Raw genomic sequence first — 17382 nt, forward strand, 5'->3', positions numbered from 1 at the left:
ACGCCCGGTTACATTCCGAACCCGGAAGCTAAGCCCTCCAGCGCCGATGGTACTGCACTCGGGAGGGTGTGGGAGAGTAGGACACCGCCGGACAAACTTTCAGTCGAGGGCCGCCCCACCAAGGGTCGGCCCTCGACTGCGTTAGCGTTTCTGGCGGAAACGCCATCAGGAAGGATGCACCTGTGAGCTCTGGACCCCAGGGCGGGGACCGCCCCCGTCGCTACGAGGACCGCGCCGACCGTGGCCAGGGGCGCGGCGACGCCCGCCGCGATGACCGCCCCTCGTACCGGGGTGGTCGTGACGACCGCGCCGGCGGGGCCGGCGGTGGCGACCGTCGTGAGGGCGGTTACCGCCGCGATGACCGTGCCGGCGGTGCCCCGAGCGGTGGGCGCCGTGACGGTGGCTTCCGTCGTGACGACCGTTCCGGCGGCGCCCCCGGCGGTGACCGTCGTGAGGGTGGCTTCCGTGGTGGCGAGCGCTCCGGTGGGTTCCGTGAGGGTGGTTTCCGTGGCGGTGACCGTCGTGAGGGCGGTTTCCGTCGTGACGACCGTTCCGGCGGTGCCCCGAGCGGTGACCGTCGTGAGGGCGGGTTCCGTGGCGGTGACCGTGAGGGCGGTTTCCGTGGCGGGGAGCGCTCCGGTGGGTTCCGTGGCGGTGACCGTCGTGAGGGTGGCTTCCGTGGTGGCGACCGTTCCGGCGGTGCCCCGAGCGGTGACCGCCGTGAGGGCGGGTTCCGTGGCGGTGACCGTGAGGGCGGTTTCCGTGGTGGCGAGCGCTCCGGTGGGTTCCGTGGTGGTGACCGTGACGGTGGTTTCCGTGGCGGTGAGCGCCGTGAGGGTGGCTTCCGTCGTGACGACCGTTCCGGCGGTGCCGCGAGCGGTGAGCGTCGTGAGGGCGGGTTCCGTGGTGGTGACCGTGAGGGCGGTTTCCGTGGTGGCGAGCGCTCCGGTGGGTTCCGTGGTGGTGACCGTGACGGTGGTTTCCGTGGCGGTGAGCGCCGCGAGGGTGGCTTCCGTCGTGACGACCGTTCCGGCGGTGCCCCGAGCGGTGACCGTCGTGAAGGCGGTTTCCGTGGTGGCGAGCGCTCCGGTGGGTTCCGTGGTGGTGACCGTGACGGTGGTTTCCGGGGCGGTGACCGTCGTGAGGGTGGCTTCCGCCGCGACGACCGTTCCGGCGGCGCCCCGAGCGGTGACCGCCGTGAAGGCGGCTTCCGTGGCGGCGACCGTGAGGGCGGCTTCCGTGGCGGTGACCGCCGCGAGAGCTACGCCGGCGGCGACCGCCGGGACGGCGGTTACCGGGGTGGGCGTACCGAGCGGGACGGGGAGCGCCGTGGCTACGGCGACCGGCCGGACGGGGACGACCGTCAGTCGGGCACCTACGGTCCGCAGCGTGAGCGTCAGGACGAGCGGGGCGAGGGACGTACCGGCGAGGCGCCGGCCCTGCCCGACGACGTGGTCGCGACCGACCTCGACTCGACCGTTCGGGCGGAGCTGCTCTCGCTCAACAAGCCGGTGGCGGAGACCGTCGCCCGGCACCTGGTCGCGACCGGCCTGCTGATCGACGACGACCCGACGCTGGCGCTGGCGCACGCCATGGCGGCCCGACGGCTTGCCTCGCGGATCGCCGCCGTGCGTGAGGCGGTCGGGCTGGCCGCGTACCACTCGGGGGAGTGGCAGACGGCCATCGCCGAGCTGCGGACGTACCACCGGATGACCGGCCTGCAGAGCCACCTCGCGGTCCTGGCCGACTGCGAACGGGCGCTGGGCCGGCCGGAGCGGGCGATCGACCTGTTCCGCGGGGCCGACCAGGCGAAGCTCGACCAGGCCGTCGCCATCGAGCTGCTGATCGTGGCGGCCGGCGCGCGCGGCGACCTGGGCCAGAAGGACGCGGCCGTGGCGATGCTCCAGGTTCGCGAACTGACCGCCGAGTCGGCCGAGCCGTGGGCGGCGCGGCTGCGCTACGCGTACGCGGACGCGCTGCTCTCGGTGGGTCGGCGTGAGGAGGCACGCGAGTGGTTCTCCCGCGCTTCCGACATCGACTCCGACGGTGAGACCGACGCCGCGGAGCGGCTGCTGGAGCTCGACGGCGTGGTGATCGAGGGCGACGACGACGAGGACGACGACGCGATCAGCTCGGACTCGTCGGCCACGGACCGCGACTCCGACGACGAACGGGACGGCGAAGACGGCCGGACCGACGACGAGGACGACGACCTCGACGACGACGAGGACGACGACCTGGACGAGGACGACGACGACCTCGACGAGGACGACGACGAGGACGAGGACGACGACCTCGACGAGGTGGCCCGCCCGACCGACGACCGCGCCGACGCGCCCGGCGCCGGTGACGCGGCCCGGGCCGGGTACCGGGACCGTGACGCCGGTGACCTGGGGGACGACGAGCTGACCGACACCGAGGCCGACTCGCTCACCGCCGCCACCGCCGACGCACCCGCCGGCCAGGCGGATGACCGACCGGCGACCGGCGGGAGCGAGAACGGGACCGGCGGGACCACGCCGGGCGGGGACGAGGCGGCGGAGCGCCGGTGAGCGTGCACGCCGGGGACACCGGCGCGGAGCGGGCGCGTCCCGACCGCGCCGAGGCGGACGGGCGGCTGGTCGACGGGTATGCCCTGGTCGTCTTCGACCTGGACGGGGTCATCTATCTGATCGACCGGCCGATCCCCGGCGCGGTCGAGGCGGTCGGCCGGCTGCACGCCGAGGGCCGGGCGGTCGCGTACGCGACGAACAACGCCTCGCGCCGTTCCAGCGAGGTGGCCGACCTGCTCACCGGCATGGGCGTGCCGGCCGAGCCGACGGAGGTGCTGACCTCCGCCGCCGCCACCGCCGAGCTGCTCCGGGACCGGTTGCCGGCCGGTGCGCCGGTGCTGGTGGTCGGCGCGGAGGCGCTGCGGGCGGAGCTGCGCGCGGTGGGCCTGCGGCCGGTGTCGACTGTCGACGAGGAGCCCGCCGCCGTGGCCCAGGGCTACGGCCCGGAGGTCGGCTGGTCCGAGCTGGCCGAGGCGTCCCTGGCGGTACGGGCCGGTGCGCCCTGGTACGCCACGAACACCGACCGCACGCTGCCGAGCCCGCGCGGGCCGCTGCCCGGGAACGGTTCGTTGGTGGCGGTGCTGCGTACCGCGCTCGGCCGGGATCCCGACGTGGTGGTGGGCAAGCCGGAGCCGGCGCTGTTCGCCACCGCCGCCCGCCGGGCCGGGACCGGGCGCACGCTGGTGGTGGGCGACCGGCTGGACACCGACATCGAGGGCGCCCGCCGGGCCGGGCTGGACAGCCTGCTGGTGCTGACCGGGGTCAGCGACGCGGCCGAGCTGCTGGCGACGCCCGAGTCGCGCCGGCCGGCGTACGTCTCCTTCGACCTGACGGGGCTGTTCGACGCGAAGGCCGTGGTGGCGGTGCCGGGCCGACCCGAGACCGGGGGCTGGTCGGTGACGGTGACCGGCGGGGAGCTGGTTCTCGACGGCGCGGGACGGTCGTTGGACGCGCTCGCGGCGCTCTGCGCGGTGGCCTGGTCGACGCCGGCCGGCCCGCGGGTGCGGGCCGCGTCCCCGGCGGCGGCGGAGGCGCTGGCGGCGTTCGGTCTCGACGGCTGAAGCCGGCGGCGCCGCTCAGAGCAGCTTGCGGAGTTTCATCAGGTCGAACGGGTTCGCCTTCACGGAGACCCGTCGGGACGCCACCGCCGACATGATGTCGAGCTTGCCGTGGACGAGGGCGATCAGGTCGTCGCTGGCGATGCCCAGCGCGATCTTGGCCTTCGGGTCGTCGCCGTCGGTCAGCCCGACCAGCCGGCCGCCTTCGAGCCGTCCGTGGAAGGCGGTGCCGAGATCGGTGATCCGGCAGGCCAGGGTGCGGTCGAGGTCGATCTTCCCCGATGCCTCGGCGTGCCGGTCGAGCCGGTCGGCCAGGTCCTGCAACGCCTGGCGGCAGTCGTCCACGCTGGCCACATCGTCTCCTCACCACGAGCCACGCCGTTCCCCGGCACCGTACCGCAATGGTGTGTCAGCGGTGCCCGGTAGCGTGGCACCTGCACACCTCGCCCCGTGGAAGGACTCAGGCATGCAGGACGCGTGGCGCGCCTACCTCTCGCTGGCCATGGGCCTGACGGAGGCGCCCCGGAAGAAGGCGCAGGACGCGGTGATGCGCGTCGTCGGTCAGGGCGGCGCGACGGCCGGTCAGCTCCAGTCGCTCGCCGAGGAACTGGTCGCCACCGGCCTGGCGAACCGGGAGGCGCTCACCAAACTGGTCCGCTTCGAGGTCGACCGGGCCCTGGGCGCGGTCGGGCTGGCCACCGCCGACGAGGTCGCCGAGCTGACCCGGCGGGTGCACGACCTGGAACGGCAGTTGCGTGAGGCGCGCACGTCGGTCGAGCCGGCGACCCCGGCCGCCCCGACCACGCCCGCCCCGGCGACCTCCACGCCGACCACGTCCGCGCCGGCTTCGAGCGGGACCGTGCCGGGCCGGACCGAAGAGGACGGGACCGTGCCGTCCAAGGCGGTGGCGAAGAAGGCGGTGGCCAAGAAGGCGATCGCGCGCAAGCCCGCGGCCACGGTGGCCCGCACCCCGGCCGGTGAGTCGCCCGCCGCGCCCGCCCGGCCGGCGCGGAAGGCCACCGGCCGTCGGGCGGACGGTTCGTGACCGCGCCCTACCGACCGGGTCCGCCGCCGGGCCCGCGCCCCGGCCCGCCCCCGGGGGTACGCTCCGCGCCGGCCGAGGAGGTCGGCGAGGCGCGGCACCCGGCGGTGGACGCCGCGGTGCGGGGCATGGCCAACGCGGAGGCGCTCGCCCCGGCGGACCAGATCGCCCAGTACGAGGCGGCGTACGAGACGCTGCGCGAGACCCTGGCCGGCATCGACCAGGCCTGAGCAGAGGCGGAGAACGGACACCGATGGCTCGTCGTACCCGACTGGACGCCGAACTCGTCCGCCGCGGTCTGGCCCGCTCCCGGGAGCAGGCCGCCGCGCTGGTGGAGGCCGGTCGCGTCCAGTTGCGCGGGGTGCCGGCCCGCAAGCCGGCGGCCATGGTCGACCCGGCCGACCCGCTGCTGGTCACCGGCGAGGACCCGGCGGAGGACTACGTCTCCCGGGGCGGGCACAAGCTGGCCGGCGCGCTTGCCGCGTTCGCGCCGGGCGGGCTGGTGGTGACCGGCCGGCGCTGCCTGGACGCCGGCGCGTCCACCGGCGGGTTCACCGACGTGCTGCTGCGCGCCGGCGCGACCGAGGTGGTGGCCGTGGACGTCGGCTACGGGCAGCTCGCCTGGCCGCTGCGCACCGACGAGCGGGTCCGGGTCTTCGAGCGCACCAATGTGCGTACGCTCACGCCGGAGACGATCGGCGGCCCGGTCGACCTGACGGTGGCCGACCTGTCGTTCATCTCACTGCGGCTGGTGCTGCCGGCGCTGGCCGGCTGCACCGGGCCCGACGGCGACCTGGCGCTGATGGTCAAGCCGCAGTTCGAGGTCGGCAAGGAGCGGGTCGGCGCCGGTGGGGTGGTGCGCGACCCGGCGCTGCGCGCCGAGGCGGTGCTCGACGTGGCCGCCGCCGCGGCGCGGCTCGGTCTCGGCCTGGCCGACGTGGCGGCCAGCCCGCTGCCCGGGCCGAGCGGCAATGTCGAGTTCTTCGTATGGTTGCGCCGGGACGCGTCCGCCGCCGATCCCGACCGGGTACGCGCGGTGGTGGCCGCGGGTCCGCAGGGTGCCGCCGCGACGGCGGCCACGACCGAGGAGGTGTCCGGGTGAGTCGCACCGCGCTGTTGGTGACGCACACCGGCCGTCGACGCAGCACCGAGCACGCCCGGGCGGTCGCCGCCGACCTGATCTCGAACGGGTTCGAGGTGCGGGTGGTGGCCGAGGAGGCCGACGACCTCGACCTGCCGGGCGTGGTGCCGGTGACCGGCCCGGAGGCGGCCGAGGGCGCGGAGATCGTGTTCGCGCTGGGCGGGGACGGCACGTTCCTGCGCGCCGCCGAGCTGGCCCGTCCGGCCAAGGCGCCGCTGCTCGGCATCAACCTGGGCAAGGTCGGCTTCCTGGCCGAGGCGGAGATGAACGACCTGGACGCCGCGGTGCGTGACGTGGTCGCGCGCAACTACACGGTGGACGAGCGGTTGACCCTCGACGTGACCGCCGAGTTCGAGGGCGGGCCGACCATCGAGTCGTGGGCGCTCAACGAGATCAGCGTGGAGAAGGGCGAGCGCGCCCAGATGCTGGAGCTGCTCGTCGACGTGGACGGCCGGCCGCTGTCCCGGTACGGGTGCGACGGCGTGGTCTGCGCGACCCCGACCGGCTCCACGGCGTACGCGTTCTCCGGCGGCGGGCCAGTGGTCTGGCCCGAGGTGGAGGCGCTGCTGCTGGTGCCGATCAGCGCGCACGCGCTGTTCAGCCGTCCGCTGGTCACGGCGCCGACCTCCACGTTCGTCATCACGGTGGACCCGTTCACCACGCTCGCGGTGCTCTGCTGCGACGGCCGGCGGGTCTACGACCTGCCGCCCGGCGCGCGGGTCACCGTGCGTCGGGGCGCGTTGCCGGTGCGCATCGTCCGGCTGCGGGCACGCCCGTTCACCGATCGGCTGGTGGCCAAGTTCGACCTGCCCGTGCAGGGGTGGCGCGGCAACCGTCGCTGATCGACGGCTCAGCGGCGTACCGGGGTGCGCCGGTGCGCGTTACGGTGGGCGGGACGGGCCGCGTCGAGGTGAGTCCGGGCGCGGTGGTGAGGCCCGCCGCGCCGGGAGGTGACGTGGCCCGCGGTCGCGGGTTCGACCAGGGGGTGGTCGGAGCCGCGACGGTCGGGGTGCCGGAGCGTCGCGGCCGGCCGCGGCGGGCGGACCGGCGCGCCGTGCCCGGTCGGGTGTCGACCCCGGTCGGGCCGACAGGTCGATGAGCCGCCGCCGGAGGAAGCGGCGGCACGCGAGCTGGGCGACGACGTGACGCCCGGCGCCCCGACCACACCCGGCTCTCGGGTGCGCTGATGCACGGAAAGAGTGGCTATCCACGGCTGGATAGCCACTCTTTCCGGGAAAGCGCAGAGCGACGTCCGCCGGCCACCGTGCCGGCTGGTCAACTGTCACCCGGCGGGGCTACTGTCGGGTGCTGTGCTGGAAGAGCTGCGCATCACCGGACTGGGCGTCATCGAGGACACCACGCTGCCGCTGGCCGGGGGGATGAACGTCATCACCGGCGAGACCGGCGCCGGCAAGACCATGGTGGTGACCGGCCTCGGCCTGCTCTTCGGTGGCCGGGCCGACGCCGGCCGGGTGCGGGCCCAGCCGGGTCGCGCGGTGGTGGAGGGGCGGCTGCGGCTGCGCGGCCGGGTGGCCGAGGCGGTGCACGCCCGCATCATCGACGCCGGCGGCGAGCCCGACGAGGACGGCTCACTGCTGCTGAGCCGCACCGTCACGATCGAGGGCCGCTCACGTGCTCACCTGGGCGGGCGCAGCATGCCGGTGGCGACGCTCGGCGAGGTCGGCGAGCAGGCGCTGGCGGTGCACGGCCAGTCGGACCAGTTGCGCCTGCTGCGGCCGGCCGAGCAGCGGGCCGCGCTCGACCGGTTCGCCGGTCCCGACCACGAGAAGCTGCTGGACGCGCTACGCGAGACGTACGCGCGATGGCGGCGGGTGGTCGACGACCTGGCCGACCGGCGGCGCAACGCCCGGGAGCGCAACCAGGAGGCCGACCTGCTCCGGCTCGGCCTCGACGAGATCACCCGGGTGGATCCGCAGCCGGGGGAGGACGACGAGCTGAAGGCGGAGGCGCAGCGGCTGGAGCACGCCGAGGGGCTGCGCACCGCGGCCCAGGTGGCGCAGCAGTGCGTGGCCGGCGGCGTGGAGGCGACCGACGACACGCCGGACGTGGCCGTGCTGCTCGGCACCGCCCGTCGCACCCTGGAGGCGCAGGCCGGCACCGACCCGGCGCTCGGTGAGCTGGCGGCCCGGCTGGAGGAGGTCGCCACGCTGGTCACCGACGTGGCCGCCGAGCTGTCCACCTACCTGACCGCGCTGGACGCCGACCCGGCCCGGCTGGAGACGATCTACGAGCGACGGGCCGCGTTGCGTGGGCTCACCCGCAAGTACGCCGACGACGTCGACGGCGTGGTGGCCTGGGCCGAGCGGGCCCGCGCCCGGCTGTCCGATCTGGACACCTCCGACGAGCTGTTGGACGAGCTGGACCGGGAGGCGTCCCGGCTCGCCGGTGAGGTGGCCGACCTCGCCGGCCGGGTCTCCGCCTCCCGGCAGGAGGCGGCCGTCCGCTTCGCCGAGCAGGTCACCGTCGAGTTGGCCGGGTTGGCCATGCCGCACGCCCGGATCGAGGTGGCGGTGCTGCCCCGCGCGGCCGGGCGGTCCGAGCCGAGCCTGCCGGTCAACGGCGTCGAGGCGGGCGTCGGCGCGGACGGCGCCGACGAGGTCGAGTTGCGGCTGCTGGCCCATCCGGGAGCGCCGTCGTTGCCGTTGCAGCGGGGCGCCTCCGGCGGTGAGTTGTCCCGGGTGATGCTCGCCATCGAGGTGGTCTTCGCCGGTTCCGGCGGTCCGCCCACGCTGGTCTTCGACGAGGTCGACGCCGGTGTCGGCGGGCAGGCGGCGGTGGAGATCGGCCGGCGGCTGGCCCGGCTGGCGCGCAGTCACCAGGTGCTCGTGGTCACCCACCTGCCGCAGGTCGCCGCGTTCGCCGACCGGCACCTGGTGGTGGCGAAGGACACCGGGGGCGCGGTGACCACCAGCGGCGTCCGGGTGGTGGAGGACACCGAGCGGGCCCGGGAGCTGGCCCGGATGCTCGCTGGTTTGCCGGACTCCGATCTGGGTATCGCCCACGCCGAGGAGCTCTTGGCCGTGGCGGCCAAGGAAAGGCGTCCGTGATACCCCGATTGTGAGCGCAAGCACACCGGGGCGCGTCCCGGTGTGCTTCCCTGGGTAGGCGGCCCTGCTCAGCATGTCGCGACAGCAGAACCTGCCCCACATGCCAGGATGGTCACGATGCGTCTACCCACACTGCGCCGGACCCGGAACGCGGAACCGGGCTCGATCCTCGGCACCGCGCGCCTCGACCGCCGGACGAAACGGCTGGTCGGCCGCCTGCGCCCGGGTGACATCGCGGTCATCGACCACGTCGACCTGGACCGGGTGGCGGCCGACTCGCTCGTCGCGGTGGGAGTGGCCGCGGTGCTCAACGCCAAGCCGTCGGTGTCCGGGCGCTATCCCAACCTCGGTCCCGAGGTGCTGGTGTCGGCCGGCATCCCGCTCCTGGACGACCTCGGTGAGGGCGTCTTCGAGCAGGTCCGCGAGGGCGATCTGGTGCGTATCGAGGGCAACACGGTCTTCGTGGGCACGGAGCCGGTCGCGCACGGCGCGCTGCAGGACGCGGAGACGGTCGGCAAGTCGATGGCCGACGCCCGGGAGGGCCTGTCGGTGCAGTTGGAGGCGTTCGCCGCCAACACCATGGACTACCTCCGGCAGGAACGCGACCTGCTGCTCGACGGCGTCGGCGTGCCGGAGATCCAGACCCAGATGCAGGGCCGGCACTGCCTGATCGTGGTCCGGGGCTACGACTACAAGGCCGACCTGGACGTGCTGCGACCGTACATCCGGGAGTTCAAGCCGGTGCTGATCGGCGTGGACGGCGGGGCCGACGCGCTGGTCGAGGCCGGCTACACCCCCGACATGATCATCGGTGACATGGACTCGGTCACCGACGACGTGCTGCGCTGCGGCGCCGAGGTGATCGTGCACGCCTACCCGGACGGGCGGGCCCCCGGTCTGGCCCGGGTCAACGGCCTGGGTGTGCCCGCGATCACGTTCCCGGCGGCGGCCACCAGCGAGGACCTGGCCATGCTGCTGGCCGACGAGAAGGGCGCCTCGCTGCTGGTGGCCGTCGGCACCCACGCCACCCTGGTGGAGTTCCTCGACAAGGGTCGGGGCGGCATGGCGTCGACGTTCCTCACCCGGTTGAAGGTGGGCGGCAAGCTGGTCGACGCCAAGGGCGTCAGCCGGCTCTACCGGCAGAGCATCTCCGGGTCCTCGCTGCTGCTGCTGGTCCTCTCGGCGGTCGCCGCGTTGGCCTCCGCGGTGGCGGTCTCCACCGTCGGGAAGGCGTATTTGGGCGTGGTCTCCGAATGGTGGGACAATTTCGTGTTCCAGCTCGGCCAGCTCTTCTAGCCCCCGACGATCAAGAGGCTGCAAGCGTGATCAATTTCCGCTACCACGTGGTGTCCCTGACCGCGGTGTTCCTCGCGCTGGCGATCGGCCTGGTGGTCGGCACGGCCGCCCTCAACGGCCCGGTCGCCGACTCGCTCCGGGAGACCGTCAACGGTCTGCGCAAGGACAACTCGCTGATGCGCCAGTCGGTCAACGACATGCAGAAGCAGCTGAAGACCGAGGAGGAGTTCGTCGGCGAGATGGCGCAGCTCGTCCTGCCCGGCAAGCTCAGCGGCCGGCGGGTGGTGGTGCTCAGCCTGCCCAGCGGCCGGGACCAGACCGAGGGCGTGATGGAGATGCTCCGCACCGCTGGCGCGGACGTCACCGGCCGGGTCACCGTGCAGGAGAAGTTCGTCAACCCGGACAGCAACAACAACCTGCTCGAGCTGGCCGTCACCGCCGTCCGCCCGAACAGCGCCGCCACCGCGAACCTGCCCGGCAACGGGCACGGCGTGGAGACCTCCAGCGCGTTGCTGGCCAACGTCCTGCTGGACCGCCCGGCGGGCAGCCCGCCGGTCAGCGAGGCCGACCGGCGCAGCGTGCTCCAGAAGTACGCGGAGGCCGGCTACCTCACCCCGGAGGACAAGATCTCCGGCGCCGCCGAGGCGGTGGTCCTGGTCACCGGCCAGCCGTACGTGGACAAGGACTCGGCGAAGAAGGACGAGTCGGTGGTGAAGGTCGCCGAGCAGTTCGACCGCGCCGGCGCGGTAGTGGTCGCCGGCATGGGCTCGACCGGCGGCAACCTGGTGGCCGTGGTCCGCGGCGACCCGGTGCTGTCGCAGACCATCTCCACCGTCGACAACGCCAACACGGTGCAGGGGCAGCTGGTCACCAGCCTCGCCCTGGCCGAGCAGCTCACCGGCAAGAAGGCCGGCCAGTACGGCGCGGGCGACAACGCCGCCGCCCGGCTGCCTAAACTGCCCCAGTGACCGCGGCGGGCCGTGGAGGTCCGTGCCGCGTCGCGTCGAGAGTCCGGATCAGGAGGGGTCGCGTGAGACTGGGTCGGCTGCTGGCCGTGGGCACGGGGGTGCTGGCCGCCCGCTACGCGCTGCGGGAGGTGCGCACGTCGCCGAGCGCGCCGGCGTTGGAGCGCACCAACTTCCGGGGCCGCACCGTGACGCTGGCCGCCGGCCCGGCCCTGGCCGTGGGCGCCGCCACCGCGGGCGCGCTCGGCGCCGGCAGCGCCCCGGCCGGCGCGGCCGCGCTGCTGGCCGGCGTCGGCGCGGGCGCGGTCGGGCTCTACGACGACGTGGTCGGCGCGCGACCGGAGCAGAAGGCCGCCAAGGGCTTCGCCGGCCACCTCGCCGCGCTGCGCGAGGGCCGGGTCACCGCCGGGCTGGTCAAGGTCGCCGGGGTGGGCGTCGCCGGGCTGGGCGCTGCGGCGCTGCTCGCCGCCGACCGGCGGGTCGCCGCCCATCCGCGCCGGCAGCGGGCCGGCGCGTTCGGCCGCGGGGTCGACGTCCTGCTCGGCGCCGGCGTGGTGGCCGGCACCGCCAACCTGGTCAACCTGCTCGACCTGCGCCCGGGCCGGGCACTGAAGTCCGGCCTGCTGCTCGGCGTGCCACTGTCCACCGGCCCGCACGGCGGCATCGCGGCGGGCGCGGTCGGCGCCGCCGCCGGCCTGCTGCGCGACGACCTGGACGAGCGGGTGATGGTCGGCGACAGCGGCGCCAACGCGCTCGGCGCGCTGCTCGGCGTGAGCCTCGCCGCGCGTACCGGACCGGTCGGGCGGGCCGGCGTGCTGGCCGTGCTCGCCGCGCTCACCGCGGCCAGCGAGAAGGTCAGCTTCACCCAGGTCATCCAGCGGACCCCGGGGTTGCGGCACCTCGACGAGCTGGGCCGGCGCACCGACTGACGTGACGAAACCGGCACCCCTCGCCGCCGCCGGCCGCGTCGCCGGGGCGGCCGCCCTCATCGCCGTCCTCACCGTGGTCAGCCGCCTCGCCGGCTTCGGTCGCACCGCCGTGTTCACCTGGACGCTCGCCCCCACCGACCTGGGCGGCGCCTACCTGGTGGCGAACTACGTCCCGAACTTCATCTTCGAGATCGTCGCCGGTGGGGCGCTGGCCAGTCTGGTCGTACCGCTGCTGGCGGGCGCCGTCGCGGCGGGTGACCGGCGGGCGGTGGCCGCCGCCACCGGGGCGCTGCTGACCTGGACGTTGAGCCTGCTGGTCCCGCTGGCGGTGCTGGTGGCGGTGTTCGCCGACCCGCTGCCGGGTCTGCTCGGCCACGGCCTCAGCGAGGCCCAGCAGGCGTCCGGCGCGCGGATGTTGCGGGTCTTCGCGCCCCAGTTGCCGCTCTACGGCGTGGGGATCGTGCTCACCGGCGTGCTCCAGGCGCACCGGCGCTTCGCCTGGCCGGTGCTCGCGCCGCTGCTGTCCAGCATCACCGTCATCGGTGTCTACCTCGTCTTCACCGCCGTCGAGGGACGGGGCGCGAGCATCGGGGCGGTCGGGCGGGGCGGCGAGCTGATGCTCGCCGGCGGCACCACGCTCGGCGTGGTGGTGCTCTCGCTGTCGCTGCTGATCCCGCTGCGCCGGCTGCGACTGTGGCCCCGGCCGGGCTACCGGTTCCCGGCCGACGCCCGGGCGCGGGTCGGCGGGCTGGTGGTCGCCGGCGTGGCCACCGTGGCCGCCCAGCAGATCGCCCTGGCCGTCACGCTCAACCAGGTCACCTACGGCCGGACCGCCGATGTGGGCGTGTACAACCTGGCCCAGACCGTCTACTTCCTGCCCTGGGCGGTGCTGGCGGTGCCGCTCGCGGTGGCCGCGTACCCGGCGCTGGTGGCGGCCCGGGCCGCCGGCGACGAGCGCGCCTACCGCGACACCCTGGCCCCGGCGGCGCGCGGGGTCGTGCTGTTCAGCCTGCTCGGCGCCGCCGCGCTGGCCGGCACCGCGATCCCGGTCGGGCACTTCTTCTTCCCCGACCCGGTCGACGCGCGCACCGCCGCGGCCGGGATCGCCGGCTTCGCCCCCGGCCTGCTCGGCTACGGCCTGTTCGCGGTGCTCACCCGGGCGCTCTACGCACGCGGCGAGACCCGCTCGGCCACGGTCGCCACCGCGCTCGGCTGGCTGAGCGTGCCCGCCCTCGCGCTCCTGCTCGGCCCGGCGCTGCCGCTGGCCGACCGGGTGCCCGCGGTGGCGCTGGCCACCTCCGCCGGCATGCTGCTGCTCGGCGCGCTGCTGGTCACCGCCGTACGGCGCACCGCCGGCCCGGAGGCGCTGGCCGGCATCGGTCGGGCCGGCGCGGCCGGGCTGCTGGCCGCCGTGGTGGCGGCCGCGGGTGGGGTGGCGACCGCCCGGGGCCTCGACGGGCTGGGCGACGGGACCCCGACGACGCTCGCGGCCCTCGCGCAGGGCATGCTGTCCGGGGTCGTGGTCGGCGTCCTGTTCCTCGCCGTCGCCTGGCTGACCGACGCCCGCGACCTGCGGCCGCTGCTCGCGGCCGTGACCCGCAGGCTGCGTCGCCGGCGACCGGCCGACGGCCCGCCGGCGGACCAGCACCCCGGCGAGCGGGGCGACGGAAAGGAGATCGTTTCCTCATGACGGACGCCTCGCCGGCACCGCGCTGGCCCGGGTCGGTCGCCCTGGTGCTCGCCTCCAGCACCGGTGGGGTGGGACAGCACGTCCGCTCGGTCGCCCGAGGGCTGACCGCTGCCGGCGCGTCGGTGCTGGTCTGCGGCCCGGCCGCCACCCAGGAACAGTTCGACTTCATCGGGGCGGGCGCCCGGTTCACGCCGGTGGAGATCCCGGCCAGCCCGACCCCGGGCGACGCGCGCGCGGTCACCGCGCTGCGCCGGGCGCTGGCCGAGACGCCCGTCGACGTGGTGCACGCGCACGGCCTGCGGGCCGGCCTGGTCGCCGCGCTCGCCCGGCCCACCGTCCCGCTGGTGGTGACCTGGCACAACGCGGTGCTCGCCGGCGGGCTGCGCGGCGCGCTGTCCCGGCTGGTCGAGCGCGTCGTCGCCCGCTCCGTGCGGGTCGCCCTCGGCGCCTCCGCCGACCTGGTCGAGCGGGCCGCCGCGCTGGGCGCCACCGACGCCCGGCTGGCGCCGGTCGCCGCGCCGGCGCTGCCCACGCCGGCTCGCCGCCGCGCCGCGGTACGGGCCGAGTTCGGCGTCACCGCCGACCGCCCGCTGATCCTCTCGGTGGGCCGGCTGCACCCGCAGAAGCGGTACGACGTGCTGATCGACGCCGCCGCCCGGTGGCGGACCCGGGTCCCCGCCCCGGTGGTGGTGATCGCCGGCAGCGGCCCCGCCTACCTGCCGCTGGCCGCGCGGATCTCGGCCGCCCGCGCCCCGGTGACCCTGCTCGGGCACCGCACCGACGTGGCGGACCTGCTGGCCGGCGCCGACCTGGCGGTGGTCACCAGCGACTGGGAGGCCCGCCAGTTGTTCGCGCAGGAGGCGCTGCGCGCCGGCGTACCGCTGGTGGCGACCGCTGTCGGTGGCCTGCCGGAGTTGGTCGGCGACGCCGCGGCGCTGGTCCCGGCCGGTGACGTGGACGCGGTCGACGCGGCGGTGCGTGAGCTGCTCGACGACGCGGCCCGCCGCGCCGACCTGGGCCGCCGGGGCGCGGCGCGCGCAGCGACCTGGCCCACCGAGGCGGACACCGTGGCCGCGCTCGCCGACCTCTACGCCGAGCTGACGCCGCAGCACTCCCCGGGGCACCGCTGATGCTGCGCAGACTGACCCCGGTGCTGCTGACCCTGGTGGTGGTGGCACTGGGCATCACCGCGCTGGCCGCCCGCCCGGACGACGGCGGGCCCCGGCGCAGCGCCGACTTCGTGGTGCTGGTCGGCGCGGCGGGCCTGCGCTGGGACGACGTGGACCCGCAGAACACCCCGACGCTGTGGCGGATGGCGGAGCAGGGCGCGATCGGCTCCCTCTCGGTGCGCTCCGCGCACCGTCCCACCTGCCCGGTGGACGGCTGGTTGACGCTCGGCGCGGGAAACTTCGCGGCCTGGAACGGCAGCCGCCCGGGCGGTGGCTGCCCGGCCACCGGGGTGACCGTCGAGCAGCCCGACGGGATCGGCGCCAACCTGCCCGACCAGCAGGGCGTCGTCGCCCACAACCAGGAAAAGCTCGCCTGGGGCGCGGTGCCGGGCGCGCTGGCCGAGTCGGTGCGCTGCTCGGTGGCGGTCGGGCCGGGCGCCGCGGTGGCCGCCGCCCGTCCGTTCGGCCGCGTCGACAGGTACGAGCCGGCGCTGCCCGAGGACCCGGCGGAGCTGCTCGGCTCCTGCGTGCTGAGCATCGTCGACGTGGGCATGGTCGACGACGACGATCCGGCGGTCCGGGCCGCCCAGGCCCGCCAGGCCGACGCCCGGCTCGCGCGTGTGCTCGCCGCCCGGCCGCCGCGCTCGCTGGTGCTGGTCGCCGGCGTCTCCGACACCGACACCCCGGCGCGGCTGCACGTCGCCGTCGCGGACGGGCCCGGCTGGGACGGCGGCTGGCTGACGTCGCCGAGCACCGCCCGGGCCGGCTACCTGCAACTGGTCGACCTGGCCCCGACCGCGCTCGCCGCGCTCGGCCGGCCGATGCCGGAGCGGCTCTTCCTCGGCCGGCCCGCGGTGACCGTCGACGACCGGCCGGACGACCTGCGGGAGGCGATCACGGCGCCGGCCGACGCCGACCGGGAGGCGGCCGCCCAACGCCGGGTCGCCGGCTGGTTCTTCACGCTGCTGGCCGCCGCCCAGACGGCCCTCGCGGTGGCGGTGCTGCCGCTGCTGCGGCGGGCCCGCCGGCTGGCCGGCCCGCACGGGCCGGAACCGGTGTCCAAGCGGGTGGTCGCGGTGGTGGAGCTGCTGCTGGTCGCCGCCGCGCTGGCCGTGCCGGCGGCCCTGCTGGCCGACGCGGTGCCCTGGTGGCGCGGGACCCACGCGGGCTGGTGGTTCGCCTCGGTGACCGCCCTGCTCATCGTCGGTGGTACGGCAGTGGTCCGGTTCGCCCCCGGGCACGACCGCACGCTGGGGCCGCTCGGCGCGGTCGCCGGGCTGGCCACGCTGGTGGTCGGCGTGGACGTGCTCACCGGTTCCCGGCTGCAACTCAACGGCGTGGTGGGTTACTCCGCGCTGGAGGGCGGCCGGTACGCCGGCCTGGGCACCGTCGGCTTGGGCGTGTTCATCGCCGGGTCGCTGCTGTGCGGGGGCTGGCTGGCCCAGCGGGTACGCCGCACCTGGCGGCCGCCCGTCATGGTGGCGGTGGCCGGCACCGCGGTGGTGATCGTCGGCAGCCCCTACCTGGGTGCGGATTCGATCGGCGCGATCGCGCTCACCGCCGGGGTGAGCGTGGCCGCGGCGATCTGCGGCGGCGGCTGGCTGACCGTCAGCCGCCTCGCCTGGGCCACCATGGCCGGGCTGGCCGTCACCATCGGCTTCGCGCTTGTCGACCTGGGCCGGCCGGCGGCCGAGCGGGGCAGCCTGGGCCGTTTCCTGGCGGCGCTCGGGGACGGCACCGGCGGTCTCACCGTGCACCGCTCCAGCACCTCGAACTTCCAGACGCTGGTGAACAGTCCGCTCACCGTGCTGGCCCTGGCCGGGGCCGCGCTGGTCTGGCTGGCGCTGCTCCAACCGTGGGGCGGGCTGATGCGGCTGTTCGGCATCTACCCGGCGATCCGGGCGGCGATGGCCGGCACCGGGGTGGCTGCCGGGCTCGGTGGTGTGCTGGGCGGCTCCGCGTTGGACGTGGCCGGCGCGGCGGGCGCGCTGGTGGTGCCGATGGCGGCGCTGGCCGCGCTGCGGGTGCTCGACCACTCCACCGACCGGACGCAGCCCGACAGCGGCCGGCCGGGAGGCGAGGGGGGCGCGACCGGGTCGGGCGGCCCCGCCCCGTCCGGTGGTGGCCCGGACCGGGCCGTCCACCCCGCCGGTGACGCCGAGCGCGCCGGTACGCCCGGCCGGTCGGGCGACGCCGACGGGGCCGGCCCGGGTCGGGCGGAGCGGCCGGGGTCGGCGGACTCCGCCGGCCCGGCGTCCGAGCGTTCCGCCGGCGTGCGGGTGCCCGCGCAGTCCGGCCCGGCATCGACCGAGGTGCCCGCCGGTTGACCCCCGACCCGGTGCCGGACGTACCCGGACGGGGTCCCACGTGCGCCGACAGCGGGTGCGACGCCGGCTCACGGTCCGGAAGGTGTTACCGTGGAATCCCGTGGATCGCGTGATCACTTGTCTGATCGGCACGGCGGTTCGCACG

At 75.7% G+C, this 17382-nt stretch carries 14 protein-coding genes and 1 rRNA gene; 14 read left to right on the top strand and 1 reads right to left on the bottom strand.

The features are described 5' to 3' along the window. From rrf to ACH495_RS26895, 3 genes are all read left to right on the top strand, one after another. Positions 1-93, top strand: a 5S ribosomal RNA gene (rrf, locus tag ACH495_RS26885); the annotation flags it as partial. 1418 nt (positions 94-1511) lie between these two features. Further along, positions 1512-2552, top strand: a complete 1041-nt coding sequence (locus tag ACH495_RS26890) for a tetratricopeptide repeat protein (RefSeq protein ID WP_396860624.1) — start codon at positions 1512-1514, stop codon at positions 2550-2552. 2 nt (positions 2553-2554) lie between these two features. Then, on the top strand, positions 2555-3613 hold the full coding sequence (locus ACH495_RS26895; RefSeq protein WP_396860625.1) for an HAD-IIA family hydrolase: 1059 nt from the start codon (positions 2555-2557) through the stop codon (positions 3611-3613). Between the two features lie 15 nt (positions 3614-3628). Here ACH495_RS26895 and ACH495_RS26900 read toward each other — a convergent pair whose 3' ends face one another. After that, entirely contained in the window at positions 3629-3964 is a 336-nt protein-coding gene (locus ACH495_RS26900) for an SCP2 sterol-binding domain-containing protein (RefSeq protein WP_396860490.1), read from the bottom strand. A 112-nt stretch (positions 3965-4076) separates the two neighbouring features. Here ACH495_RS26900 and ACH495_RS26905 point away from each other — a divergent pair, with 112 nt between their 5' ends. The 11 genes from ACH495_RS26905 (at position 4077) to ACH495_RS26955 (ending at position 17237) form a co-directional block, all read left to right on the top strand. Continuing rightward, positions 4077-4655 carry a phasin family protein gene (locus ACH495_RS26905; protein WP_396860491.1) on the top strand — a complete coding sequence of 193 codons (579 nt, stop codon included), beginning with the start codon at positions 4077-4079 and terminating at the stop codon, positions 4653-4655. Next, positions 4652-4882 (top strand): hypothetical protein, encoded by a 231-nt coding sequence (locus ACH495_RS26910; RefSeq protein ID WP_396860492.1) that lies wholly within the window; start codon positions 4652-4654, stop codon positions 4880-4882. Before ACH495_RS26905 ends, ACH495_RS26910 begins: the two co-directional genes overlap by 4 nt. Before the next feature lie 23 nt (positions 4883-4905). After that, positions 4906-5754, top strand: coding sequence for a TlyA family RNA methyltransferase (locus ACH495_RS26915; protein ID WP_396860493.1), 849 nt, complete (start codon positions 4906-4908; stop codon positions 5752-5754). Further along, positions 5751-6635, top strand: coding sequence for an NAD kinase (locus ACH495_RS26920; protein ID WP_343442076.1), 885 nt, complete (start codon positions 5751-5753; stop codon positions 6633-6635). The genes ACH495_RS26915 and ACH495_RS26920 overlap by 4 nt, the downstream gene beginning before the upstream one ends. A gap of 468 nt (positions 6636-7103) precedes the next feature. Further along, positions 7104-8861 (top strand): DNA repair protein RecN, encoded by a 1758-nt coding sequence (gene recN, locus ACH495_RS26925; protein ID WP_396860494.1) that lies wholly within the window; start codon positions 7104-7106, stop codon positions 8859-8861. A 117-nt stretch (positions 8862-8978) separates the two neighbouring features. Further along, the gene (gene steA, locus ACH495_RS26930; protein ID WP_396860495.1) at positions 8979-10157 is read left to right on the top strand and encodes a putative cytokinetic ring protein SteA; all 1179 of its coding nucleotides are present in this window, start codon (positions 8979-8981) and stop codon (positions 10155-10157) included. Positions 10158-10183: 26 nt separating this feature from the next. Further along, positions 10184-11125: a copper transporter gene (locus ACH495_RS26935; protein ID WP_396860496.1), complete on the top strand. Its 942-nt coding sequence runs from the start codon at positions 10184-10186 to the stop codon at positions 11123-11125. Between the two features lie 62 nt (positions 11126-11187). Then, positions 11188-12051 carry a hypothetical protein gene (locus tag ACH495_RS26940; protein ID WP_396860497.1) on the top strand — a complete coding sequence of 288 codons (864 nt, stop codon included), beginning with the start codon at positions 11188-11190 and terminating at the stop codon, positions 12049-12051. Between the two features lies 1 nt (position 12052). Beyond that, on the top strand, positions 12053-13741 hold the full coding sequence (murJ, locus tag ACH495_RS26945) for a murein biosynthesis integral membrane protein MurJ (protein WP_396860498.1): 1689 nt from the start codon (positions 12053-12055) through the stop codon (positions 13739-13741). After that, the gene (locus ACH495_RS26950; protein ID WP_396860499.1) at positions 13738-14871 is read left to right on the top strand and encodes a glycosyltransferase family 4 protein; all 1134 of its coding nucleotides are present in this window, start codon (positions 13738-13740) and stop codon (positions 14869-14871) included. The genes murJ and ACH495_RS26950 overlap by 4 nt, the downstream gene beginning before the upstream one ends. After that, positions 14871-17237, top strand: coding sequence for a hypothetical protein (locus ACH495_RS26955; RefSeq protein ID WP_396860500.1), 2367 nt, complete (start codon positions 14871-14873; stop codon positions 17235-17237). Before ACH495_RS26950 ends, ACH495_RS26955 begins: the two co-directional genes overlap by 1 nt. Positions 17238-17382 lie beyond the last annotated feature (145 nt).

Origin of the sequence: Micromonospora sp. NPDC018662, from assembly GCF_044391475.1 — a bacterium.
Classification (GTDB): domain Bacteria; phylum Actinomycetota; class Actinomycetes; order Mycobacteriales; family Micromonosporaceae; genus Micromonospora.

Bases quoted from the DNA above. Each gene is read 5' to 3' on its own strand.
- ACH495_RS26950 (WP_396860499.1), top strand. From the start codon at position 13,738: ATGACGGACGCCTCGCCGGCACCGCGCTGGCCCGGGTCGGTCGCCCTG.
- ACH495_RS26955 (WP_396860500.1), top strand. From the start codon at position 14,871: ATGCTGCGCAGACTGACCCCGGTGCTGCTGACCCTGGTGGTGGTGGCA.
- steA (WP_396860495.1), top strand. From the start codon at position 8,979: ATGCGTCTACCCACACTGCGCCGGACCCGGAACGCGGAACCGGGCTCG.
- ACH495_RS26915 (WP_396860493.1), top strand. From the start codon at position 4,906: ATGGCTCGTCGTACCCGACTGGACGCCGAACTCGTCCGCCGCGGTCTG.
- ACH495_RS26905 (WP_396860491.1), top strand. From the start codon at position 4,077: ATGCAGGACGCGTGGCGCGCCTACCTCTCGCTGGCCATGGGCCTGACG.